Annotated in this window: 17 protein-coding genes and 2 pseudogenes; 5 read left to right on the top strand and 14 right to left on the bottom strand. The window is 70.9% G+C overall.

Annotation, left to right across the window (positions count from 1 at the left end; all coding sequences use genetic code 11):
• The first annotated feature begins 400 nt into the window (after positions 1-400).
• The 4 genes from GV126_RS10925 (at position 401) to GV126_RS10910 (ending at position 5,340) form a co-directional block, all read left to right on the top strand.
• Positions 401-2,182: a PucR family transcriptional regulator gene (locus GV126_RS10925; RefSeq protein ID WP_159664846.1), complete on the top strand. Its 1,782-nt coding sequence runs from the start codon at positions 401-403 to the stop codon at positions 2,180-2,182.
• Positions 2,183-2,647: 465 nt separating this feature from the next.
• Positions 2,648-3,028, top strand: coding sequence for a DUF2267 domain-containing protein (locus GV126_RS10920; protein ID WP_159664843.1), 381 nt, complete (start codon positions 2,648-2,650; stop codon positions 3,026-3,028).
• Between the two features lie 754 nt (positions 3,029-3,782).
• Positions 3,783-3,956 carry a hypothetical protein gene (locus GV126_RS10915; RefSeq protein WP_159664840.1) on the top strand — a complete coding sequence of 58 codons (174 nt, stop codon included), beginning with the start codon at positions 3,783-3,785 and terminating at the stop codon, positions 3,954-3,956.
• A gap of 238 nt (positions 3,957-4,194) precedes the next feature.
• Entirely contained in the window at positions 4,195-5,340 is a 1,146-nt protein-coding gene (locus GV126_RS10910; protein ID WP_159664837.1) for an acetate/propionate family kinase, read from the top strand.
• A 368-nt stretch (positions 5,341-5,708) separates the two neighbouring features.
• On the opposite strand, the gene GV126_RS10905 is transcribed toward GV126_RS10910, so the two are convergent.
• Positions 5,709-6,656, bottom strand: a complete 948-nt coding sequence (locus tag GV126_RS10905) for a phosphotransferase family protein (RefSeq protein WP_202036247.1) — start codon at positions 6,654-6,656, stop codon at positions 5,709-5,711.
• A gap of 377 nt (positions 6,657-7,033) precedes the next feature.
• On the opposite strand from GV126_RS10905, the gene GV126_RS37635 reads away from it, so the two are divergent.
• Entirely contained in the window at positions 7,034-7,255 is a 222-nt protein-coding gene (locus tag GV126_RS37635; protein WP_419796081.1) for a hypothetical protein, read from the top strand.
• Positions 7,256-8,477: 1,222 nt separating this feature from the next.
• Here GV126_RS37635 and GV126_RS10895 read toward each other — a convergent pair.
• The 13 genes and pseudogenes from GV126_RS10895 to GV126_RS10835 all read right to left on the bottom strand — a co-directional run.
• Positions 8,478-9,146, bottom strand: coding sequence for a hypothetical protein (locus GV126_RS10895; protein ID WP_159664828.1), 669 nt, complete (start codon positions 9,144-9,146; stop codon positions 8,478-8,480).
• A complete protein-coding gene (locus GV126_RS10890; protein WP_159664825.1) occupies positions 9,143-11,737 on the bottom strand; it encodes a site-specific integrase in 2,595 nt (864 codons plus the stop codon). Before GV126_RS10890 ends, GV126_RS10895 begins: the two co-directional genes overlap by 4 nt.
• Entirely contained in the window at positions 11,734-12,888 is a 1,155-nt protein-coding gene (locus tag GV126_RS10885; protein WP_159664822.1) for a tyrosine-type recombinase/integrase, read from the bottom strand. The genes GV126_RS10890 and GV126_RS10885 overlap by 4 nt, the downstream gene beginning before the upstream one ends.
• A 133-nt stretch (positions 12,889-13,021) precedes the next feature.
• On the bottom strand, positions 13,022-13,363 hold the full coding sequence (locus GV126_RS10880; RefSeq protein WP_159664819.1) for a hypothetical protein: 342 nt from the start codon (positions 13,361-13,363) through the stop codon (positions 13,022-13,024).
• 83 nt (positions 13,364-13,446) lie between these two features.
• Positions 13,447-14,430: a deazapurine DNA modification protein DpdA family protein gene (locus GV126_RS10875; protein ID WP_159664817.1), complete on the bottom strand. Its 984-nt coding sequence runs from the start codon at positions 14,428-14,430 to the stop codon at positions 13,447-13,449.
• A gap of 69 nt (positions 14,431-14,499) precedes the next feature.
• Positions 14,500-15,234 carry a hypothetical protein gene (locus GV126_RS10870; RefSeq protein WP_159664814.1) on the bottom strand — a complete coding sequence of 245 codons (735 nt, stop codon included), beginning with the start codon at positions 15,232-15,234 and terminating at the stop codon, positions 14,500-14,502.
• Between the two features lie 123 nt (positions 15,235-15,357).
• On the bottom strand, positions 15,358-16,848 hold the full coding sequence (locus GV126_RS10865) for a hypothetical protein (protein WP_159664811.1): 1,491 nt from the start codon (positions 16,846-16,848) through the stop codon (positions 15,358-15,360).
• Positions 16,849-16,896: 48 nt separating this feature from the next.
• The gene (locus tag GV126_RS10860) at positions 16,897-17,520 is read right to left on the bottom strand and encodes a hypothetical protein (RefSeq protein WP_159664808.1); all 624 of its coding nucleotides are present in this window, start codon (positions 17,518-17,520) and stop codon (positions 16,897-16,899) included.
• A gap of 1,476 nt (positions 17,521-18,996) precedes the next feature.
• Positions 18,997-19,143 (bottom strand): annotated as a pseudogene (locus GV126_RS37630) (hypothetical protein); the annotation flags it as partial.
• 124 nt (positions 19,144-19,267) lie between these two features.
• On the bottom strand, positions 19,268-19,558 hold the full coding sequence (locus tag GV126_RS10850) for a hypothetical protein (RefSeq protein WP_159664802.1): 291 nt from the start codon (positions 19,556-19,558) through the stop codon (positions 19,268-19,270).
• A 406-nt stretch (positions 19,559-19,964) separates the two neighbouring features.
• Positions 19,965-21,089 carry a DUF6573 family protein gene (locus GV126_RS35715; RefSeq protein ID WP_201299827.1) on the bottom strand — a complete coding sequence of 375 codons (1,125 nt, stop codon included), beginning with the start codon at positions 21,087-21,089 and terminating at the stop codon, positions 19,965-19,967.
• Between the two features lie 101 nt (positions 21,090-21,190).
• Positions 21,191-21,442, bottom strand: coding sequence for a hypothetical protein (locus GV126_RS10840; RefSeq protein ID WP_159664799.1), 252 nt, complete (start codon positions 21,440-21,442; stop codon positions 21,191-21,193).
• Positions 21,443-21,518: 76 nt separating this feature from the next.
• A pseudogene (locus tag GV126_RS10835) lies at positions 21,519-23,802 on the bottom strand (hypothetical protein); the annotation flags it as partial.

The raw sequence follows: 23,802 nt of genomic DNA, 5'->3' as shown, positions 1-23,802 counted from the left end.
GTCTTGCCCTGGTCCAAACGACGAGGAGGGTCATCATCGCCTGCACCTCGAAGCCGCCGACTGCCCCATGGATATTGTTGATGTCGACCTTGATGGGCTTGATCCGTCCGGCGAGGTCGCGGGCGACCTGTCGAGGGCGGGGGGCTTGGTCATGCGGCAGGGGCCGCACCAGGTGGCCCACGCCGGGTTCCTACCGGTGCACAGGGAGATTCTCGAGCACTCCCCAGGGTGACGAACCGGGTGGCTCCACGCCTGCGCCTGGCGAGTCAGGAATGCACAGGTCCGGTCGCCCCACGAGTACGAAAGAAAGGAGCCACACATCTCGGGTAAGCCGGCCCCTGAGCGGGTACGCGAAACACCGCTCGCCTCCCTGTAGGGTTGGAGAGAACGGAGTGATCCTATGGTCGGCAGCCGGGCGCACAACCTGTACCGCCGGCGCTCCGACCGGGAGGGCAGCCTTCCGCGGGGCAGCGCCGGGCGGCACCCCTGGGCCGCGCGCAAAGAGCCTCGCCCGCTCGCCCCAACCCCAGCCGACCATGTCCCCCACGAACTGATGGCGCTCTCCCGCGCCCTGTTCGACACCCCGGACGAAGGCGAGATCCTTCGCTTGGCCATGGACCACGTAGCCGCCGCGGGGCCATACAGCGCCGAGGCCGGATACCTCAAGGTGGGCGACGACCTGGTCCCCAGCCCGAGTAACGGGGAGATCCATGCCCCGACCGTGGACTGCAGGGTGCGGGAGCTGGCCGGGCAAGACGGCCCTGTGACCGTACCCGGCCGGCCCTGGGGCCGGGCCCTGGGGCTCCGCGGACTTGAGAGGCTCCACGGCTACCTCGTGGTGACGTCCCGCTCCCGGCCCACCGAGGCCGAGTACTCCCTGCTCGTCACGCTCGTCCGGCACACCGCCGCTGCACTGTCAGTCGCCTTCGCACACCGCCGCCAACGCGAGGACGCGCTGGAACTGCACCGGCTGAGGGAGGAACGCACAACCCTCCAGCGGCAGCTGATCTCTGTGGTGGCTGAGCTGGGCTACGAGCGAGCCGTTCACGCTCTCATGGCCGACGTCGCTGCCTCGGGCGGCGGCGAGGAAGCTGTCACCCGCGCACTGCACGGGCTTACTGGGCTTCCCGCGCTGCTCGAGGACCGCTTCGGTCGACTGAGGTCCTGGACCGGTCCCGATCGCCCCGCCCCCTATCCGGAACCGGACCCCGTGCGCCAGGACGAAATGCTGCACGCCGTCGCCAAAGAGGCCGGGCCGGTGCGGATAAGGGACCGGCTGATCACCCTGATCCGCCCGCACGGCGAGATCCTGGGTGTGCTGGCGCTGGTCGATGCCCGGGACGAGGCCGACGAGCACACCGTACTCGCGCTTGGATACGCCGCCGCGTCGCTCGCCCTGGAGCTGACGCACCTGCGCAATTTGGCCGAAGTGGAGCTGAGGCTGCACCGCGAGCTGGCCGACGACCTCCTGGAGGGGACGGACGAGCCGAGCGCCTACGCCCGGTCCGAGGCAGTCGGACACGATCTGCACGGCAGCCACTACGTCGCCGTGGTGCAGTGGTCGAACCGGACCGCCGACGATTCCTTCGCGCAGACCGTGAGTCAGGCGGCCGTTGCGGTGGGCATGCGCTCGCTGCTGACTCGCCGCTCCGACCACGTCGTCCTCATCAGTGGCGACAGGCCGCACGCCCGCGCGTTGTACGAGGCGCTCGCTCGGGAGACCGGGACACGGTCCGGGACGATTGGGGTGAGCGCCCGTTGCGACTCCCTGGACGACATCCCCCACCGCTACCAGGAGGCGCAGCGCGCCCTGGAGGTGCGCCGCCAGTCCCGCGAGCGCTACGGCACGACGTTCTTCGACGAGCTTGGCCTCTACCGCATTCTGGGACCCGGCAACGATTACCGGGAACTGGAGACGTTCGTCCACGAGTGGCTCGGGCAGCTCATCGACTACGACTCCCGGCATCACGCGGCCATGGTGGAGACCCTGTCCCGGTACTTCGACTGCGGCGGCAACTACGACGAGACCGCCGAATCCCTCGCGATCCACCGCAGCACGCTGCGCTATCGGCTCCAGCGCATCCGCGACATCAGCGGCAACGACCTCGCGAACGTCGAGGACCGGCTGAACCTCCAGGTGGCGACCCGAGTGTGGAAGATCGTGATGGGCGGACACGGCTGACGCCTCGCTGGAACTCCTGTGGGAGTGGTGTCAGCAGCGCCGCAGTGGGTGGGCCGGGCGGCGGAGGCTGGGCCGCTCTGCGGATGCCGGGACGGCCGACGGCGACGCCTCCCTGGAGTCGGGTCACCTCGGGTTTCCACGCCCGGACCCGCTCACACATGCTGATTCGCCCCATGCACGGCAAGCCGTGGCACCCGGGTCGTCTGTGGTTCACGTCGAATGCGCAGAGTCGCCACCCGATTTCGGCTGCGTCGGCGCTCTCACGGTGTGGCTCTTGGCCTGTGTGCAGCACGACGAGCTCAACCTGGCCGGCGAGGCCCTGCAACACCACGGTGCACGGAGGCGTCAAGCCGTGGGTGGTCGTAGTCACCGCCGTCCGTGGGCGGGCGCGGGCCGGATCGGCGTGGCAGGCTTGCAGGGGATCCGCGCCGTTCGTCGCAACACAGCAGCGAAGGAGGACGACGCATGGATGAGCAGGAATTCGTCCGTACCGTCGCCGAGCGCACCGGACTGAGCCGGCAGGAGGCGGCGGACCTGACCTGGGCCACGCTCGAGACGCTGGCCCACAGACTGAGCCCGGGGGAGGCCAGGGACCTGATCACCGAGCTCCCCGAGGGCCTCGCGGAGGCGGTGCGCCGGGGAACCACGGACCGCATCGAGCGCTTCGGCCACTACGACAGCGTGCGGCGTGTGGCCGAACGCACCATGCTCAAGGAGGAGGAAGCCGACCGGGGTGTGCGAACCGTACTGGCCGTGCTCCGCGAGGCGATCAGCGAGAAGGAGTTCAACGACCTGATGTCGCAGCTCGGAACTGACTTCTCCCAGGCCCTCGAATCCGCCGGGTGATCCGGGGCCTTCGGTACGGCGCCCGTGTCACGGCGCCGGCGGCCCGGATGCTGCGTGTGCGCCGGGGCACGGTGGGTGACACTCGCGGATCGCCGGTCCCTCGCGGCCGCCATGGCGCGAGGCGCACGAAGGTGTGGTCATGACGGCTGACGTGCCCGAGACCTCCTCGGCAGATCCGTGCGTGTCGTGCTGTTGGCCGACCCCGGTCTGCCCTCGGAGATCGCGCGGGCTCTCGCCTCCCGGTTGGCCGATCATCTCCGCCGGGCAGTGCGTGCTCGGGGCGGATGGCAGGTCGACACGATGACCGCCCCGCTCAGCGTGAGTGAGTAGGCCGATGTGTGCGACATCGCCGATGTCGTCGGAAACCACCTGGACGGTGCCGAGTGGGACGTGGCGATCTTTCTCGCGACCTTCCGCGGCGGGCCCGGCTCTACCCGATCAGCGTCGAGGCCGACACCGCGCTCCGTGCCGCGCTCGTCCTCCTTCCCGCCCTTGTGGTTCGCCGCCTTCGGCGTCGGGTGCGGCAGGCCGTCGCGGATGTCGTCCGAGAGCCGGTCGCGCACGAGGAGACGTCCGGGCGCCTGGAGGTGATCGGCCGCCCGCGCGAACCGGTACCGGACACCCGTCCCGGCCCCGAGCAGCCCCGGCGCTACGTCGTGCCCGGCCTGCGCGGCCGCGCCCGACTCGTCGCCGGCACGGTGTACGCCAACGGCCCCTGGCGGCTGTTCGCTCCCTCTCCCGGGCCCTGGCGGGCGTGTTCGCCACGGCTACGATGGTCCTGTTCATCACCAGCGCCACCTGGAACCTCGCCACCGCACTCGGCGCCGTGCAGCATGCCGTCATCACCGCCCTCGGGATGATCGGCGGGGCCTTCGGCACAAGCCTCGGCGGGGACGAGGCCTACCAGGCGGCAGGACAAGGGTTATGAGGCAGCCCGACGCGGACACGAACGGCAGGAACCTGCGGCCCGTCCTGGCGCCGACCCGGGGTCTGCCACGTCGGCACCCGCCTGGAGGACGGCGACTGGGACATCAGCGTCTTCTTCACCGACCTGCCGAGCCGGGCGGAGCACAACCCGGTCCGCACCGAGTGCGACCCTGAGCGCAGGGTCGCACTCCGGGGCGGGCGCACCGTGCCGGAGGACGCGAGTGCACTGGAGGTGTGTGATGAGTGCTGACCGCTCCCACGAAAGCCGTGATGGTCACGTACTGGTCCTCGATGCCGGCTCTTCGAGCCTTCACATCGCTCTGTTCGCGGCGGACGGTGAACGGGTGGCGGATCGAGACTCCTCGGAGCCCCCGGGGCCTGCCGCGGCGGTGGAACTGCGGAACTTCCTCAGCGAGGTGCCCGCTCCTGCGGCGGTTGGTCACCGCCTCGTCCACAGCGGTCCGCACCTGACTGGACATACGCTGATCGACGCACGCGTACGGGCTCTGCTGACGGACGTCGCCGATCTCGCGCCGTTGCACGTGACCCCTGCCTTGCATGTGGTCGATGCCGCACGAGAACTCCTGCCCGACGTTCCTCACGTCGCCTGCTTCGACACTGTCTTCCACAAGGATTTGCCGGCACAGGCGCGCACGTACGCCGTGCCGGAGCGATGGCGAGCCGAATACGAGCTGCGCCGGTACGGCTTCCACGGGCTTTCCTACTCGTGGGCACTGCAGAGGACGGCGCAGGCCCTGGGCCGACCCGTCGACAACCTCCAGGTCGTGCTCGTGCACATGGGCGGCGGCTGCTCGGCCTGCGCCGTCCGGAACGGACGCAGCGTGGACACCACCATGGGCCTCACTCCGCTGGAAGGCCTGGTGATGAGTCGGCGCAGCGGCAGCCTCGACCCCGGCGCGCTGCTGTGGCTGCAGCGGCGGCACGGTCTGAGCACGGACGAATTGGATGACACACTCCACCGGCATTCCGGTCTGCTCGGCCTCTCCGGTACCTCGGGAGACACCCGGGACCTGGTGCGCGCCCGCGCGGAGGGTGATGCCGCGGCCGCGTTGGCGCTGGCGACGTTCACACTCAGCTGCCGCAGGGGCATCGCCTCGATGGCCGCCTCGCTGGACCGGCTGGACGCCTTGGTCTTCACCGGGGAGATCGGCGAAGACCAACCCGAGGTACGCGAGGAGATCTGCTCGGCCCTGACTGTTCTCGGTGTACGAGGCGGGCTGCTCGTCCCCGAACTGGAAGATTTGATGCGGGAAGGCCACCGACGCATCGATCAGGCGGTGAGAGGTGTCCCGGTCCTCGTGGTCGCAACCGGCGAGACGCAGCAGATCGCCGCCGAGACCCGACGGGTGCTCGGCGACATGTGACTGGCCAAGGCAACTGCCGGCACATCCACACTCACCTGGCCCGCGCAAAGTGAGTCACGAACCACCGCCCCCATGATAGGGCGTCAGCAGACTCGAAACCGACGCGCTGCCAGCACAAATGAAGAAACGCGGCTGGAGTACCAGTACCCCAGCCGCTGTTTGTACCAAGCGCGCAGTGCCTGACTGCTTGGACCCCCGGCCTTCCGCTCAACCATCCACCTGCTGTCTTCGTGGCCTCCTCGGGCGTCGTCGGCAGAGAGAACGGCCGCTCGCCCCCAGGGCCATGTGCCCCTGGATCCGCTCGGGATCGGAGGCAACCGCACACACCGTCACCGGAACTTCCCGGCTGCCCGGCTGCCCGCGGTGCGTCACCGGTGCAGGGACTCGGCGACGGCCAAGTCCTCGAGCACGGTGACGCACCAGGCGAAGTGCTCGTCACCGCCGCCCGGCGCGAAGGCGTCGCTCGTGGCCATCGCATAGGCGGCCCGGTACAGCAGGAGGTCGTCGACCGCGTAGCCGAACTCGTCGGCGAACCGCGTGGTGAGCTGCCGGGTGATCTCCGGGGCGTGCTCGGTGCCCGCCGGGAAGATGGCCGCGGCCACGGCGGCGTCGAACCGCGGGTCCCCGCCCGTGGACAGGAAGCCGTAGTCCACGAGGGCGAGCGGCCGCAGGTCGTCGTCCACCAGCACGGTCTCCGGGAAGACGTCACCGTGGACGACCACCTCATCGGTACGGGGCAGCGAGCGCAGCTTCCGAAGCAGCCGGGCGCGCGTGTCGTCGAAGTCACGGACATGCGTGGAGAGCCGGTCCGCGCACCGGCTGACCCGCCGGTCCACCAGGCCCGCCAGGGCGGATCCGAAAGTGGTGTGGCCTTCCCACAGCGGGCGTTCCTCGTCCAGCACAGGAAGGTGCTTGACCTCGTCGACGTCGTGGGCGTCCGCGAGGGCGCGCAGCACGCCGACCAGGCAGTCGACCGCTTCGGGCAGCACCTCGTCCGGGTCGTCGGTGCGGATCCTGCCTGCCAAGGGCTCGCCGGTCAGCTCCCGCTCCACGGTCATCGGGACACCGTCGATGTCCTCGACGGCGAGGATCTCCGGGGAGGCGAACGGCAGGTGCGCCGCGGCATCGGCGTAGAAACGCTGCATCCGCCGCAGTTCGGATCCCCGTCGGCGCTCCCACACCTTGGCCACCGTTCCGTCCCCGAGTCGGTAGACAGCTCCCTCCACCGCCGCCTCGACGGGCCCGGCGTCGGGATATCCGGCGTCGACGAAATGTCGTACGCGCCGGGCCGTGGTGTCCCGTATCGCATCGGACATCTCGTGCCTCCTTCCGCCCCGGCGTGAACGACCGGCCGGTCGGCGGGGCTGACGCCGGGACCATCTCCCACGGTAGGCCCCTCGCCCGCGCGACACCCGGTGACGGAGCGCTGCCGGGCGCCGTGCGGTCCCCCACGCGTATACGGCGGAACAGTGCCGGCGGATCCTGCGTATCCGGAGCCGACAGTGGCTGTTCCTTCGTACACTTGCGGCCGTCGCCCGCCCACGGGCACCAAGCACTGCGGCGGCCGTCGGCCGCAGCCCCTACCGCTAATCCGGCCGGGCCCGGGACGCAGGCCGAACTCAACCTTGGATCGGCCTGGAGCGCCGGCGCACCGCCGTGTACGCGCCCCCCTGGCTGCGGCTGGTCCAGCCTGGTGCGTGCCCTGCTGGTGCTGCGTGTGGCGCGCCGGCAGCTGCTCCGCCTGGAGGCCGAGGAGAACCTCGCCCCGGCCGGGCCGCTCGGAGCCGGCGGCGACGCCGACCGCGCGGCCCGGCTGTCAGCTGTCCAGCTCCTCCTCGATCGGCGGTTTCGGCACATCGCGCAGATGCTGGGACTGTCCCGGCCTGCCGCCTTCGCGGGCCGGCCTCTTGCATGACGAGGCCGGACCCGCCGCGTGCCAGGGAACCGAGATGGACCAGATGCCAGTCCTGCGGATAGCCGTCGACCGAGCTGTACTGGCACATGGGGGCCACCCAGGCCCGATTCGGAAAGGTCGTGCCGCGGAGGGTGAGCGGCGAGAAGAGACGGCTCATCGAAGGCCTCTCAGGGGGGACGTAGTACGCCGGGTGCCCCGCAGCCGTCGAGCCGTGACGGCCTGGGCTCCTGCGGGTGCCCCTCACGGTGGCTGCACCCGAGTACCCGGCCGCTCGTGGCAAAACCACGGCCAGGGGTGCTCACCCACGCGGATGTCCCGGTACGTGGCAGTCCCGGGCCGTGGCCGGGTCAGGCGGCATACCGCCGACGACGTCGACGCGCGCCGACATCGCCGCGATCGTTCGGGAAGAGAGTCCGTCATCGGTGCGGTCACCGGGCCGCTTGCCGCGCCCCGCACTTCTGATGAGCGTGGGCCGGCAGAGCAGCCTGGGACAGCGGGACGCTCAGCCTGGCCCCATAGACGGCGCACACGAGAACGAAAAGCGTCCCCCGTAAGGAAGCAGGGCATCGCCGCAGCTCAGCGGTCGACCGGCCACCGTGCTTTTCATCCGCCGTACGAGACCGTGCAACGCCTCGGTGTGTACCCTCACCGTTCGAATTCTCGGTACGCCGGGTGCCTCCCGAAGTGGTGAACGCCTGCTGCCCGTTCAGGGTTCTGGTCCAACTTCGTGGTGCGCTACTCCCTGTGACTGTTGCTCTTGCTGGTAGGTCTCTTGAGATCGTCCGGAGACAACCGGTGCCGACCGCCTTCGGGCTGATGGTTCTGGCCTGTGCGCGAGGTACTGCTCCGGCTGCAAGAGCTGCCCTTCCTGGCGGATCCGGGGATCAGGGTGGAGTCGGTGCAGGACGATGGCGAGGTGATCCGAGTGGGTGTCAGATGCCTGAGGGTTGGAGCTCGGTGCCCAGGCTGCGGAAGCTGGTCCGGGCGGGTGCACGGCTCTTACCTGCGTTTTCCAGCTGGCCTCCTCATGCCAGGACGGCAGGTCCCTTCGATGCCTGCCCCGGCGGGCTGCGGCCGCCGGTCACCTCGCCTGCCCGGTCAGCAGAATCGGGTCGATGGTCGGCTGGGCCAGCTGCTGGCGGCCTGCCAGGACGGCGGCGGCGGGGATCACGGTGAGGAACCGGTCCCGGTTTTCCCGCCCTCGGTCAGTGGCGGTCCTTTCTCAAGGGCCGGGCGGCTCGGGGCTGGCTGCGGCTGTCCGGGGTGCTTCCGGAGCATCTGCGGCGATCAGCCGACTGTTCTCGATCATCAGCCGCTGGTTGACGTTGCGGAGTGCCTGCATGGCGGTCTCTGCTTGGCGGCTGGCTGCGAGTGCGGCGTCTCGTTGCTCGCGCAGTCCCTCCAGCTCCGTGTCGCGCAGCGAGCGGGCGTTCAGGCCGTCGCGGAGGCGAGCACCCAGGTAGTTGGCGCGTAGCGTGCGTAGCTCGTTCTGAACTTCGTGAATCGTTCGTTGTAGGGCGGCGTTCTGTTCTAGGAGCATGCGGTTCTCGACTTCGAGGGCTGCCTCCTTGCGGGCGGCCGCTGCTGCCGCCGCCCGAGGCTGGTCTTGGGCGAGGTGGGCGCGGACGGACTCGGCTTCGGCTTTGAGGTCGCGGTGGCGTTGAAGGTACTGCGGGTTGACGGCTGCCCGCCTGGTGATCTCCGCATCGGATAGGACCTGGCGGCTCTTGCGCATCGCGGCCAGGACGTCAAGGACCCGCTGCCGGCACTGTTCGCTGTCGGCACGGCGCCGCTGAACGGCGGCCGCCCTGCCAGCATCGAGGACCTCGACCCGAGCGGCAGGGATCGTCGCCTGGCCAGGCTTCTTGCGTGAGGAGGCCGGGCGCGTCATCCCGTCGTCGATTCGGTGACGATCGGGTCGACGGTTGGCTGGTCCAGGCGCTGCCGTCCGGCCAGAACCGCTGCTACGGGGATGACGGTGAGGAACCGGTCCCTGGTGTGGAGCCAGGACTCCACCGTGGTCCGTTCCTCGGGGGTGAGGGAGCCGATGTCGGCTTCGCATTTGCCGACGAGTTCGTCGATCTGCTGGATCTCCCTGCGCAGCAGCTCCAGGTTCGCCGCGCTCAGCGGCCCCGCGGCAAGAACGCTGCCGTAGGCGCTCTCCAGCGCGGCGAGCTGCTCCGCCTTCCCGGCGCGCAATTGGCGCAGTTCGGGCAGGTGGGTGAAGTCGGTGGTGTAGAAGGTGCAGGAGAAGCAGCGATTGTACACCGGGCAGCCGTGTCCGTCGGCGCGGACGTTGTTCATCTCGTGGCAGCGTCCCGCGGGGACGGGCACCGAGCCAACGCCTGCGCGGATCCGGTCGGCAAGGTCATCGTCGGGGGTGCGGGCGCGGATCCGGCCGCCGGTGAGATCGAACTGGTACTTGGCTGCGATGGCGCGCACCGCTTCCACTCGCCGGGGGTGCGAGGGCCGGTAGTAGACCTGTGTGGTGGAGGGGTCCTGGTGGGCCATGAGGACTTGCAGGATGTCAAGCGGGACGCCGGCATCGGCGCGGAGCTGGGCGTAGGTGTGCCGGAAGGCGTAGGGGAACACCCGTGCCGGGTCGAAGGGCTTCCCGTCCTCGTCGGTTACGGCGAACTGGTCGAGCCAGGTCTCCAGCCAGTAGCCGATCGTGCCGCTGTCGTACGGCCGCTCGCCGAGCGCGTTGGCACGGGAGCGCCGAGGGGTGGGGAACAGCACCATGCGGGTGGAGCGGGGCCGGCCGTCTTCGTGGAACAGGTGCGGGGACTCGCGCCGCAGATGGTCCTGCTGGCGGGTGATGACCTCGGCGTCGCTGGGATGGAGCGGGAGTTTGTGCCGTCGGCGGACCTTCTGCATCCAGTACGCGAGGAAGGGGTAGGACCGGCGACGCACCGTCCCGTCCGGGTCCTCCACATCGATGTCGTGCCACTCCAGGCAGTCGAACTCCAGGTGGCGGAGCTCCCACGGCCGTCGGCCCACGCGCATGGCCAGCTCGACGCAGTTGCGGCGGTTCCCAGCCGGGAGCAGGGCGAGATTGCGCCCGTCCATGAGCTGGAGGAAGACCTGTTCGGGCAGGGCGTCCTGGGAACGGCCCTCCAGCTCGCTGGCCGTGTCGTCCCGCTCCGGGTAGGGCGGCACGTCCATCTCCAGCAGATGGACGTCCGCAGCATGGTTGTCCGCGAGCCATGCCCTGCCATGCTCGAGGACCTCACGCAGCACCTTCACTAGCTCGTAGTGGCGCACCGGGGTGACCAGCAAAGGCTCGGCGCCTCGGCGGGATGGCAGGAGGCGCTCGGCGACGACCTGCCGTACCGGGTCGTCGTCGTTGAGGAGCTGGTAGTCGCTGGTGTCGCGGGCTCGGTGCGTCAGCCAGCGCAGATAGGCAAGCATGCCGGCACGGCCGACGTCCCCCGGCCTTCGGCCCTCGCCGGGCAGGGTGCGAAGGAACATCGCGAACCACCGGGACGCGTAGCCGACGAGCATCAACCGTGCCGAGGAGGCGCCGCCGGCGGCGAGGCGTAGCAGGTACTGCTGGGCGAGGTGCGTGACCCAGGGCGCGTGGACGTCCCGCAGATCAACGCTCCCGCCCTTGTAGCGGGGGTTGAGGATGTGCAGTCTGACCAGGGTCCGGGTGTGCTCCGTGGCCGGGTCGGCCTCAAGGAGCGGTAGGGTCCGCTGCCACAGCCGCAGATACGTCGTCGTCGCACCCTTGGCTGGCAGTTCCGCGGCGGCCAGATCGTCGACCGCGTGGTCGCACAACCAGCGCACCGCCGACTTGACCTGTGCGGGGCTGATCCGGCCGCCCTGGCGGAGCTGGGCCTCATACCCGCGCAGCACCTGCACCACGACCACCGGCGCAAGATCGGTGAGCGGGACCACGTCGACGGACGTGTAGATGGCTGCTGCCGTCAGCGCCCACGTCTCGCGATCGGGCGTCCCCGCGTTGGACCACTGCCGCTGGTGCGGCAGGCACAGCCGGCTCCGCCGCACTACGGCCATGCGCGGGCACACGCGGACCAGGCACTTCCCGAAGCCCGGACGAGGGGCGCGGCCCCGGGCGAGGTACTCCTCGACGGTAAGCCCGAGCACCCGGCGCTCGGAGGCACAGCTCTTGCACAGGCCGCTGGCCTCCGCGGCACGGTCGCAGCCCACCCGGCACTGATGCTCGGCGTAGGTGCGGCGGGCGGACGGGGCGGGCGGGCTTGCGCCCCCGCCGTCGATGTCGCCGGGGGCGCCGGCCTCCCGCCAGTCGGACGCGCAGCGGTGGCACAGCCACGGCCAGCTCGTGGCCGGCCGGTCGCACCCGGTGTGCCGGCAGCGGCGCAGCAAGTGCCAGTCGGCGCCCAGGGGGAAGCACAGCTGGAGCGGGGAGCGGTCGAGGCCGTGCCGGGCCAGGTAGTCCCAGTCCGGTTCCCATTCGGTCGCGGGGGCTGGAGCGGGCAGAGGTGCAGAAGTCGTCATGCTGGTCCGAAGATCTTGTCGTTCACGGCCTGGGCGGCGTGAGCGACCCGGGCGTCGGAAGGGTTGCGGTACACGTTCTGGCTGGCCACGTCACGGTGGCCGAGCAGGCGCTGGAGGACGTCGCACGCGACATCGAGATCGGCTGCGGTCTCGCCGAAGGTATGCCGCAGCATGTGCGGATGGATGTGCCGGATGCCGGCGTCCCGGGCGAGATCCGACACAAGATCCTGAACCCGCCGCGTGCCGAGGACCTGTCCGCCCGGCTCTCCCGTGGGACCCGGAAACGACACGAAGGCCCAAATAGCCTTGCCCGCCCCGGGGATCGTGAGGCGCTCGCGCATCCAGTCGGCGTAGAGCATCACCACGGGGCCGGGCACAGGAACGACAACGGTGCCGCGGTTCTTGTTCGCCGCCCCGCGCGGGTGACCGTCACGCTTCTTCAGGTGCAGGTGAGGGCCCAGACTGTAGGGACAACCCGGGACGGTACTGCCGACCGGGACGAGGTGAATGTCCTCGCGAAGCAGGCTGACGACCTGGCCGACGCGCAGCGCGCACGCGCCGAGCAAGGCGACGATGCAGCGGTCGCGGGAGGTCTGCGCAGCGCGCAGGAGCGCGGTGAACTCCTCGTGACTGGCGGACGGTGCCCGCCCGGAGGCGTGGCTCGGCCGCGCATCGACACGGATGCGTGGCTCCAGGACGAGTCTCCCCGTCGCCGGGTGCGGAGCGGTGACGAACAGGGCGTCGACCGCCTTCGCGCTAATCCGTCGGAGGTCGGCCAGGTGCAGGTAGAAGCCGTGGATTGCCGCCAGGGCGGGGGCGAGCGTGGAGTCCTGAGGGAGCCGCCCTTGGCCGCGGCCGCTCGTCAGCCGAGGCGTGGTCCTCAGCTTCATCAGGTAGTGCGAGAGTTCGGCGGCCGCGTGTTCCCGCGACAGGTCGTGCTCGCCACACCAGGCGTGGAAGCGCTTGAGGTGACCTGCGTACGTCTTCGTGGTCGATTCCGCGCGGGCCCGGCCGAAGCGCAGGTGGCAGAGGAAGGCGTCCACGTCCTCGACGACCATCAAGGTGGGCCCGGCAAGAACCGTCCAGTAGGCCAGCGTGTCAGTGACCTCGACCCGCAGGATCTCGGCAGTTGGCCTGTCTACAGCGAACACAAGCGGAATGTAGCAGCTCAATCACTCAGCGGAGTAATCGGAATTTGGGGCCGTGCGCAAGTGCATCAAAGATCGGATGGATGATTCGCCTCACTGGATTGGCCGCCCGCGAACGGTACGAGTCAGTCGAAGCTCAGACTCGGTTCGCAGAAGGGACCAGCCGGTCGAACACTGAGGTGAGCACGGCGACCTGTGTCGGGATACCCAGGGTGAGCACCCCCACCAGTCGGCCTGCCGGCGGAGCGGCGACGTCGATGAGGCCGTAGGCGAAGCGGACGGCGGGCCACGAGCCGCTGTAGTGGTGGGCGCGGACGAAGGCCTTCGCCTGGTGGACCAGCTCGTTCGGCATCTCGCGGACGCGGTAGCGGGCGGGATCGAAACCGCCTTCACTGGCCGGCCTCCAGCTGTGCCGGCGGTTCTTCCACCGCTGGCAGACGGAGCCGAGATCGAGCGGCGGTTGTTTGTACACAGACATCACAAGGGTCCTCTCGAGTCGGTGAGTCGGTGAACTGCGCCGGGCCGGGGTTGCCGCCCCGGACCGGCACGGTCGGCGATAGGTCAGGCCATGACGGGGAACATCAGCTGACGGGGGGCGTGCAGGACGCCCAGGACCCGTTCACGCCAGCGCATCGCCCAGTGCACGCAGTTGGAGCAGCTCTTGTGCTTGCCCTCGCACTGGGGCAGCGGTGCGGACCAGCGGGCGTCGCGCGACCAGGCGAGGGAGTCGGCGGAGGCCAGGTATTCGGCGCAGGATTCGAGGGCCTGGGTCTTCAGACCGAAGCCGTGCAGGCGCAGCCCGGCGGCGGCCACGGTGGCGAGCACGGCTTCGACGTCCTTGACCGACTTGCGGCGGCAGACGGAGCCGACCCCGACCAGCGGGTAGTCAGCCAGCCGCACGCCGCGCTTGTCATACAGGTCCAGGCAGGCTTCGTAGTCGGCCGGCCGCCAGCCCTGCACGGTCGGGATGATGTCGACGCCGGGCTCCTCGGCCATCAGGTCGACGAAGTTGCCCACGGTGCGGTCGATGTGCTCGCGCACCGACAGGCCCGTCTTGGCAATCATGTCGGGTTCGCACATCCAGTCCTGCGGCCCGGCCCAGACGAGCAGGCCGATCTCGTCGCGATACCGGCGTAGCTCCCGGACGTAGGCGTGCGGACTGACTGTCCAGCCGCCGTGGTCGCCGAGTTCGGAGAAGGCGCCCGAGTCGCACACCCAGGCCTCTGCGGCGCGCGGCAGCGTCGCACGGCCGGTCAGCGTGGAGCGGGAGATGCACATCGGCACGCCCCATGTGGAGAGCCACTTGGCGTGGTGCCCGCCGATCCAGAACGTTGGCCCTTCGGCCGGCGAGTCGCTCGGGTGGAAGCCGAGACCGTACTCGCAGCGGCAGATGCAGCTGCCCATGGTGCAAAATCCGCAGTCCAGGCACTGGTCGTGGTAGCAGTGGCCGCAGGCGTAGCGGGTGGCGGGCGTGCACGTGCAGGTTTCGGCGTCTACCGGCGGCGTCAGCATCCGGGAGGCTGAGGCAGTAAGTACAGCGTTCACGGGAGGGTCCTTCGAGTTGGTGAGCGGACGCCGGGCTCGGGGTTGCCGCCCCGAGCCCGGTAGGGCGGATCAGTGGGAGAGGGGCTCGCCGGTCTGGCCGTGGCAGATCACGGTGAAGGCGGGGTCGGCGCATCGGGCCGCGAGCTGTGAGCCGTTCCAGTCCTCGGCCTTGACGGACTGCACCAGGTGTCCGACGGGACACAGGACCAGGACCCGGCCGTAGGTGGTGCTGCGTACGACCGGAGGACCGCAGTGGGGCAGAGGGCCTGGGCGCCCGGACAGCTGGCCGAGCACCTCGGCGGCCCGCTCTTCGCAGACCTCGAACAGGTCGAACTCGTCCTCGGCTGCGTCCACGCGGCGGTGAGAGTCGGCAGCTGCGGTGCGCGCCCGGTACACCTCGGCCAGGGCGTACGCGGCCTGCCGCTCACGGGCGACGGCGAACAGCGGTTCCATCTGTGCGCGCTGCTCCTGCAGAACCTTGGCGGCGGCCTCCGCGATCTTTGGTCGTACCGCCCGGACCGATGCGAGGTAGTCGTCCTGGCGGCACAGGACACGGGCCAGCTCCCACCGCTCGCCGGCGGCCTGTTTGAAGGTGGCGGTGAAGGTCAGCGGGATACGGAAGTGGGTGTCGACGCGCACGGCGACTCCCAGCAGCGGACCGGGGTCCATGTAGTCGGCGAACTTGGGACAGAGGGTGAAGAGGGCGGGCCGGCCGCCGACCTCGCCGGAGACCCGGAGTTCGGGGGGACCAGCGCTGTGGTCGTAGGCGGTGAAGGGGTGCGGGGTCGGATCGGTGGAGTGCACGGCGGAGCCTCCTTGGTGGCTGCAGTCGGGTTGGTGGGTGGCCGGTCCGGGGTTGCCGCCCCGGACCCGGACGCGGGGCGAAACGGGCAGCGCCGCGGGTGCCATCACGTCCCGGTGCCTGCGTTAGGCGTCCGCGCTGGGTGGGGCGCCGCGCTGCCATGGGCCGAGGACGGCCCGCGGCTCGCTCACCCCTCGTCGGCGTTCGCGGCGCGCGGCCATCAGCAGATCGAGGATCCGCCGGCCCTTGACCTCCGCCTGGTGGCGCAGGGCTGCAGGCAACTGGGCGGGGAGCATCACCCGCTTCGCCCGCAGGTCGATCTCCAGCGTGATGGTGCGCACCAGGGTGCAGGCATTCTCCCGGCCGGCGTACAGATGCAGCCGCGCCTCGACCCGGTGGTCGACGGGGGTGAGCTGGACGTACTCGTTGCCCCAGGCGCGGTCCTCGACGTCGGGAGAGATGCGCACCCGGGCGGGCACCGTGCGGCCGGTGGGCACTTCGCGGTCGTTGAGCGGGGCGGTGGGGTCCTTCTCCCGGCGCGTCACGTGCTCGTGGAAGGGGTACCAGCCGGGCCCGTAGACGACGGCTTGGGCGTCCAGAACATACGCCCAGTTGCCGAGGTCCAGTTTCACGCCGTACGAGTAGCGCTCGTTCTTCGGGGCGACATGGAGGTCCAGGGACGGCCCTTCGCCGGACGGCCGGGCCGGGGCGCCGCAGGGGAGGGCGGGCAGGACGGCGGGGGTGAACGTCGTGCGGGTGTTGCCCAACTCGTCTGGGCCGTGCGCGCCGTCGCTGACCACCTTGCGGACCAGGCGTGGGACGGCGCGGTCACGCGCGGTGACGCGCAGCGCGACAGCCGATCCCTCGACGGCGATCAGCTCCTGGAAGTCCCAGTCGGGCCGGGCCGCGCGCAGATGGTGTTGGACCTCGCGCAGCGCTCGGGAGATGCGGCGGCCGAGCGGGTCTTCCGGGTCCGGGCGGCGGGTTGAGGGCAGGATCAGGGCGGCGTCTGGGTGCCACTGGTCGGAAAGGACCTGCCACGCCCCGGGCTCCAGCAGGGAGGCGACCTCATCGGCGAGTTGCCCGGCCCCCGTCAGCTCGTGCAGGACGGCGGCGGTGAGGCGGGCGGTGGACGGCGCGTCCCACGGGCCGCCCAGGACCAGGCTGAGCCCGCTGCCCGGGCTGCCCAGAGTGACGCTGAGCCGCCTGCCCTCCAGCCAGGCCTCCGCATGCCCGAACTGGATGAGCAGCCCCGGCTCGCCGGGCCGCTGGAAGGCAGCTCCCGTGGTGAGCATGCGAGCAACGTCCTGAAGGGGCGGATGGGCGTCGCGGGCGTCGGGCAGGGCCGGGGCGTAGCGGGTGACCGTGTCGAGGATGCGCGACGTGACGGGGGTCGGGGTGTGCGCGCTGATGCGCGCGGTGCAGATTCGGGCGGGGCCGGTGGGCGACGGCGCGAACAGGGCGGCCTCAAGCTGGCCGTGCAGCTCGCGCGTGCGCAGGGTCAGCCGGTAGCCGCCGGGCAGGTCGGCGCGGGTGCGGTCCCGGCCGTGCAGCTGGTGTTCGACGATGGTGTCGGAGATGGCGTAGGTCGGCGAGGCAGGCTCGAACTCGTACAAGGTGCAGCCCTCCACAGTCGGCAGTCGGCGCAGGGTGAGCGGGGGCGGTCAGCGGGTGATGCGAGCCCGGGCGCGGTCGGCCTGGACGTGGACGGCATCGGCGTGCGCAGCTGCGCGTACTTTGTCGGCCCACTCGGCGGCGCGCTGCGCCAGTCCGGCGAGGCGCACCAGGGCGGCGTCCTGGTGGCGCCGGGCGCGGTCCATCAGCGCTGCGTGCTCGGCGGTCAGCTCCTCGGCGGCGTACGCGGCGATCGCTTCTGCCCCGTGGCGGCGGGTGACGCGTCCGAAGGGGCAGGCGCCTTCCTCCTGCTCGATGACGGCGAGGTCGGCGGCGGGCCAGCCGGTTTCCTCGTCGCGCGGTCCGAGCTGGATGTCGAGCACGCACACCGCGTCCGGATCGTGCAGGCCGTCAGCGTGGTAGCGGATGTGCGGCCGGGGCACGGGCCCGGTCTGGCGCTCGGTGTGGGAGCGCCACAGTTCGGGGGAGGGGTCCTGCTCGTCCTGGTAGAGGTGGTGAAGGTAGGAGACCAGGGCGGGCAGCTGCCATGCGGGGGAGCCGAACGGCGCGGCCGGCATGGCCAGCCCGGTGCGGGCGATCAGCCCTGTGTGGTTGCTGACGGCGGCCTGGGCGACGAACAGAGTGGCGTTGAGGCGGAGTTCGGTGCGGAGCATGACGAGGCCTTCCGGGCGGGCAGCGCGCAGAGAGGGAAGGGGGGAAGGGGGTAGGGGGCCCGGGCCGGGCCGGTCAGGTCCGGCCCGGGCAGCAGGTCAGGACGCGCCCTCGGAGTCCTCGGCGCTCACGGCGTCCGGGGTGTCCTCGGAGTCCTCGGCGGTCTGGTCGTCGGTGTCGCAGGCCTCCGGCTCGCCCTCCTGGTAGGGCTCGTCGTCGACGATGGCCTGTTCGACGCTGGAGAGCGGGTAGCCGATCTCGGCGAGGAACGACAGCCATGTGCGGGCGTCCTCGCGGATCTCCCGCAGCTCGTACACCGACGAGCGGGCGGCGTTGTCGGTGCGCCAGGTCCGCACCTCACCCATCCGCTTCTCGAACGACGCGGCCAGCACCGCGAAGTTCAGCAGGGTGAGCTTGGCCGGGGTCGCCGACATGGCGCGCTCGGCCGGGTTGTCGTAGCCGGTCAGCTCCTTGACCAGGTCACGGCGGCCCGCGTCGCCCACCCACTGAGCCACCGGCTTGGGGCAGGAAAGGAGCTGCGCGGTGACGAACGCGGCGAGCGGCTTGGGCGCGGTCTTGCGGCCGATCAGGTCCTTCAGCCACCCCTGCCGGGCCTTCTCGGCGGCACGGTAGGCCTTGTTGCCCGCCTTCACGTACTCGCGGGACGGCTCCGACGGCTTGGCCTCACGCGTCGCCTGCGGCTGCTCCCCGACCTGGTCACCTTCCGTCTCGGGGGCGTCCTCCTGGGGCGGGCGGTGCCCGTAGCGGTCCGGGTCGGTGCAGAAGTACTCGACCTCGCCCGGCTCGCGGGGGTTCTCGGCCCAGGTCGCCACGTGGCCGGGGCAGGCGGCGTGTGCCTCGCTGCTCAGGGGCTCGCCGTCCGGGCCGGCCAGCTCGCTGAGCGGTTCGGCGGTCTGAGGAAGGTCGCCGTCCTCGGCCAGCCGCACCCCCGCCGCTTCCAGCTGCGGGCGGACCTGCTCGCGGGCGCGCTGCTCGGCGCGGTCGTCGCGCTCCCACTGCACCTGGAACTCGAAGCGGTTCTTGGCGTAGGCCTCCAGCAACCGCTCTACGGCGGCCGGGTCGTCGTCGAACTCGCCCAGCACGGCGAGCACTTCGAGGTCGAGGTCGTATGCACCGGCTCCTGCGAGCAGGGAACGGGTCCGCTCGCCGACTGCCTTTGCGGTCCTGACGGCGCGGGAGACCTCGGTGCGGGACCGGCCGGTGAGCTGGGCGACCCGCGCCTGCTTCATGCCCGCGTCGACCGCGCCGAACAGGGCATCGGCCTGCTCCAGCTCGGTCAGGCCTCGGCGGTAGTTGTCGTCGTTCTCGATGAGCTGGTCGATGAAGTCCTCGCCCGCCTCGCGCAAGGAGGGGTCGAGCACGTACGCGGGGACCTCGATCGCGTCCCGCTCTTCCTCGGTCTGCTTGGTGGCCCGGGCGGCGTGGTAGCGCCGGTGGCCCATCTTGAGCTCGTAGGTGTCCTCGCCGAGCGGGAGGACAACGACGGGGACTTTCACGCCGTTGGCCGCGACGGACTTGAGGAACTTCTCGTCCAGGTTGAGGTCCTGGCGGACGTTGTTCTCATTGACGCGGATCTGGCCGAGACGCAGGGTGACCCGCTGCATCGGTGCCGTTGTGGTTGCGATGTCGCTCACGGATTGCTCCTTGTGCGATCGGGTTGGTGTCGAGCAAGTTGCCGCTTGCTCTCAAGAATCAATTATACGCTCTTTTGGGAGGAGGGCAAGGCCTTTACTCCTGGTCGGCGGCGGTGTGGTGCTGCCGGATCGCCGCCGCGATGGTTGCGGCGAGCGCCTCGATCCCCTCGGGCGTGTCCACCCTGCGGAACGAAGCGATCTCGCCGGTGGGGTCGAGGTTCGCCGACAGGCACAGCTCGTCGTGGTCGTCGACGTAGAGCGTGTACGTGTCGCTGTCGGGGGCGTCCAGGCGGCCGTAGGTTTCCCAGGATCCGGCGCCGGCCGTCCAGTCGCCGCCGAGGATCTCGGCGACACGAGCGGCCACGCTTGCGGGTGTGGTGGACATCGGGCGTGGGTCCCTTCGGGTGGGGCCCCGGGGCGTTGCGCCCGCGGGTCTGGCGGCGTTGATCGGGCAAGTCAGCGCAGGTCGCGGCTGCGTCGAACACGGGAGACGCGGGCACCTCGTACGCGGGATCGCTGAAGCGGGAGTCCGCAGGCGATGCACTGACGGGCGGTGCTGTCGTTGTTGGTGTCACAGTCGCGGCACTTGCGGGTCGTCGCGGTCATGGTGGCCCTTCTGGTGCTTGATCGGGGTGCCTGAGACGCCGTTGAAGTAGCCCTTCGGTGGTCACGGGCAGGACACCGGACGGGGCCGACCATGACGGCGACCAGAAACCCCGACCACGGATCACTTTTCCGTTACACCGTGGCCCGAGGGGCGGGCAGTGCCAGTGCCCCTCGGGCGGCGGGGCTCAGTCCTCGTCGGGCTGCATGATGGTGATCACGGGCTCGCCCTGGTCGCCGGGCCCGATCACGCAGACGAGCTGGACCGGCCGGGCCTGCGTGGTGCGGCCGTCGCGCGGAACCCGCAGCAGGTCGACGGTGACCCGGTCGCCGTCCCCTCCGCTGCGCCGGATCGCGTGGTGAGTCATGGTCAGCACGTCCCACAGGCGGCCACGCTCGTCCTGCGGGGTCTGTCGCTCGCTGTCGCCGTCGTTCCAGGCCACGCAGCCCTCCCATACGGCGCTCGTGAGAGCGACCGGAACGCGGAAGCCGGCCTCCCGGGCCAAGTCGGCGTCAGCGGCCACCAGGACGCCGTCCGCCAGGGCCTGAGCGCGCGTGTAGGCGTGGATGATCTCGCCCGGGTCGGCCAGGGGGACGGACCGCATGGCGTCGTCGCTGACGGTGAGGTCGCCGGTCACAGCGGCGTCGTGCAGCACCGAGTCGATGCGCGACAGCACGTCATCCTCGCGCGCCGCGCGCCCGGATGCGGGCTGCTGTGGCGGGGAGCTGGGGCTGGTGGGCGAGGTGGCGGCGGCCTCCTCGGCCATCACGGCGTGCACCGCGAGCATCGTCGACAGGCCGTTCGCCCTCTCCGTGTCCCCGGCGGCCTCGGCCTGGGCGCGCGCCTGCTCGAATTCGTCCCGGATCTGCTCGTGGCTGTAGCCCTGAGCGAGCTTGACGCGCACGGTCTTGCCCGCGAGATCGACTGCCAGGCCGGGCAGATGGCCCGGCAAGCTGCCGCGCTCCTCGGCTGCCCGCCTCCGGCGCGTGACGGTGCGGGCGGCGCGTTGGTCCGGCGCTGCGGCCGGGCTGGACTGGCCGGCGTGGCCGGCGGGGGCCGGGCGCGCCTCGGACGTCTCGGGCGCCTCGGCGGTCAGGGTGTAGAACTCGTTCGAGTGGACGTGAACGGTCCACTTCTGCCCGGGGGTGTCCTCGGTAAGCCGGGCCCGCGGCTTGGCCTCCCATGCCTCGAATGCGCGAGCCGGGTCGACCGGCACCATGTTGCCGGTCGAGGCGTCGTAGGCGCGGCAGGACTGGGCAGCTGCGCGGATCTGTGCAACCCGGTTGGTCCAGTTCCGGCGGATCGTGGTCATCGTGCGTCCTCCTGTAGGAGCTGGTGACGCTAGCGAGTTGCCGCTCACTAGCAAAATCAATAATACGCTGTCATGGGGCGGGGGTCAATGCCTCGGCCGTATCAGTCGACACCGAAGACGCAGTCGCCGTTGACCGTGATCCGGACCGGGATCGTTCCATCCGGGCTGATCAGGTCGCCGGGTACCTCGCCGGTGTCCAGATGGACGGACACCACCAGGCCTTCACCGCGCTTCCAGTAGGAGTAGACCTGGGTCCCGCCGTTCTCCAGGCACGGCAACGTCGACCGGTCCTTGCGTCGCTGGTGCAGAAACCGCGCACGCCGGTTCAGCATGTCCGCGCGGCGTTGGCTCATCCGCATAGCTGTTCCTCCTCCAAAGGGGGGCCGGTCCGGGCATCCGGACCCGGACCGGCCCGGGAGGCTGGGTGTGTCAGGACGGGGAGTTGGCGGCCTTCGCCTGCTTGGCCTGCCAGGCTTCGCGCTCGGCGCGCCGGTAGGCCTCTACGCCGTCCACGGTCAGCCGTGCGACCCGGACGGCTTCCACCTCGGCGGGGTGCTGCTCGGCGAACTCGTCGGCCCGGCCGTCCGGTGTCCAGCCACGCGTCAGCCAGTCACGCACCCAGTCCCGCGCCGACCGGCTGCGGTCCCGGCCGCGCTGCACCAACACGCTGCCCTCCTCGCCTCCCTGGGCGGTGCCGACGGCTACGGCGAGGGCTCCACGTGCGGTGTCCAAGGCGGCGTGGGCGTTGAGGTACGCGCGCGTGTACGCGGGCCGGTGTCCCTTGCCGTGCCGCTCCTCGCCCCACCGGTCGTAGGCCTCGTGGAAGGGTTCGCCGGCGTGCCCGTGCTCGGTGTGCCAGGCCACCCATGCGCGCTGGGCGTCCTCGAACATCTGGATCAGGCGCCCGTATCCGGCGGCGGTGGGCTCCCGGCCTTCGGCGGCAAGCCGTGCGCGCCACGCTTCCTCTTCGGCCTGCAACTGGCGCTCGGCCTCGGCGATTGCCGTCAGGGCGAGCGTCTCGGCCTCGGTCGCGCGCGGTGCGTCCTTGACCCGCTCCAGTGCGGCGCTCACCCGCTTGCCCGCGTCCAGGACCGCATCCCGCTCCGCTGCCAGGGGCCGCGCGTCCTCGCCCCCGCTCGCCCGGTAGCCGCGCTGGGCCCGGGTCAGAGCGTCGACCGCGTCTCGGTGCGCCTGCTCGGCGTCTGCCAGAGCTGCTCCAGCGCGCTCGGCGGCGGCGCCGGTCACCTGGTCGTGCTCGTACCGGGTTTGTGCCGCCGTCTCGGCAATCTTGGTGACGGCGTCGGCGAGCTGGCGGTGCCACTCGGCCGCGTCGCGTCCCCACACGGTCCGGCCGCTGGCTTCGTCCGCGCGGTTGACGGCGCGCACGTCGCGCACCCACGCGAGCACTTCGCGGAACGCGGCGCCGTGGCGGCCGCCCCGTTGGGAGGCTGAGGCCCAGTAGCGGGCGCCGTCCCACACGCACCGGGCGGTGAAGTGCTGGGTGCCGGTGCGCACCGGGAACTCGCCGGACACCTCGACCGCCTGTACGAGGGTGCCTTGCATGAGGTTGGCCGTGACGGTCACGTCCCACCCGTTCGCGGTCGCTGCCTCGACCAGGGTGCGCGCGTTCTTGGGCAGGCCGGCGACCGCGTCCGCCGGCGGCGCGGCGGGAGGGGCCGCGGGGGCGTCGCCGGACGGCTCGGGCTCCCGCGGGGCGGTGGTGGCGGTCGGGTCGGGCTCGGGGCCGCGGGGCGGCTGCACACCGGGGCAGGCACCGCCGTCGGACTCCCACGTATCCGACGTGCCCGGATCGGACGGCACGGCGTCCACTGCTGCGGCCACGACCGGCGCCGACTGCGTCCCGGGAGCGGGGAGCGGCTCGACGGCCACCCTACGCACGACGTCGCCGTGCGACCACTCACCCGTGACCCGGTACCCGCGTGCGGCGATCAAGTCGGCGATCCGGTCCAGGGGGATGGCTTCAAAGCTGGGGTAGTGGCACCCCTCGTCGTTCCACACCGTGGCGCGGTCCCACGGCGTGCCGGTGTGGTCCTGGCCGCAGCCGCATTCCAGGCGCAGCGCTGCACCGTTGCTCCGCGTGTAGGTGAGCACCGCGTAGCGGGCGGTCAGGGTGCAGGTGAGCGACCGCACCCAGCTCTCGTACACCGAGTCGAAGACGCCGAACGTGAGGATCTGCGACGAGATCACCCACCGGGCGAACGCGGCACCCTCCTCAGGTGTGCGTCCCTCGGCCACGGCGTACGCGGCGAGATCTTCGAGATAGGCGGCGTTCGACGTGAGGTAGCCGGTGGGGAGCACGGACAGGACCGGCTCGCTGCCGGGGGCGGCGTTGTCGCCCTTGGGGGCGAGCAGGCAGTCAGCGCCGACGTAGTCACGCCCGACGCACCGCGAGGGGTACAGCGTCACGGGAACGGCTGCCTTCTTGATCCACGGGCGCAGCATGACGGGGACTTCGCCTGCCGGGGTGACGGCGATGGAAGCGGAGACGACCTCTGCCGTCACGGGCTGCGCGTCCCGCTTGCCGTACACCGACATGGACAGGTCCGGGGCGGTCGGCTGCGTGCGGGCGGTGGGCGCCTCGGCGGCCACCAGGTCTCCCACGGCGCGCCAGGCGATGTCCTCGGCGGCCGTCTGGCCGTAGCGGGTCAGCGTGGCGCCGTCCCAGCGGTACCCCCGGGCGGTGAGCCGCCAC

The organism is Streptomyces mexicanus (genome assembly GCF_902506575.1).
In the GTDB taxonomy this organism is placed as follows: Bacteria; Actinomycetota; Actinomycetes; order Streptomycetales; family Streptomycetaceae; genus Streptomyces; species Streptomyces mexicanus.
The sequence above is the reverse complement of the archived record's forward strand: the minus strand, read 5'-3'. Positions and strand labels throughout refer to the sequence as shown.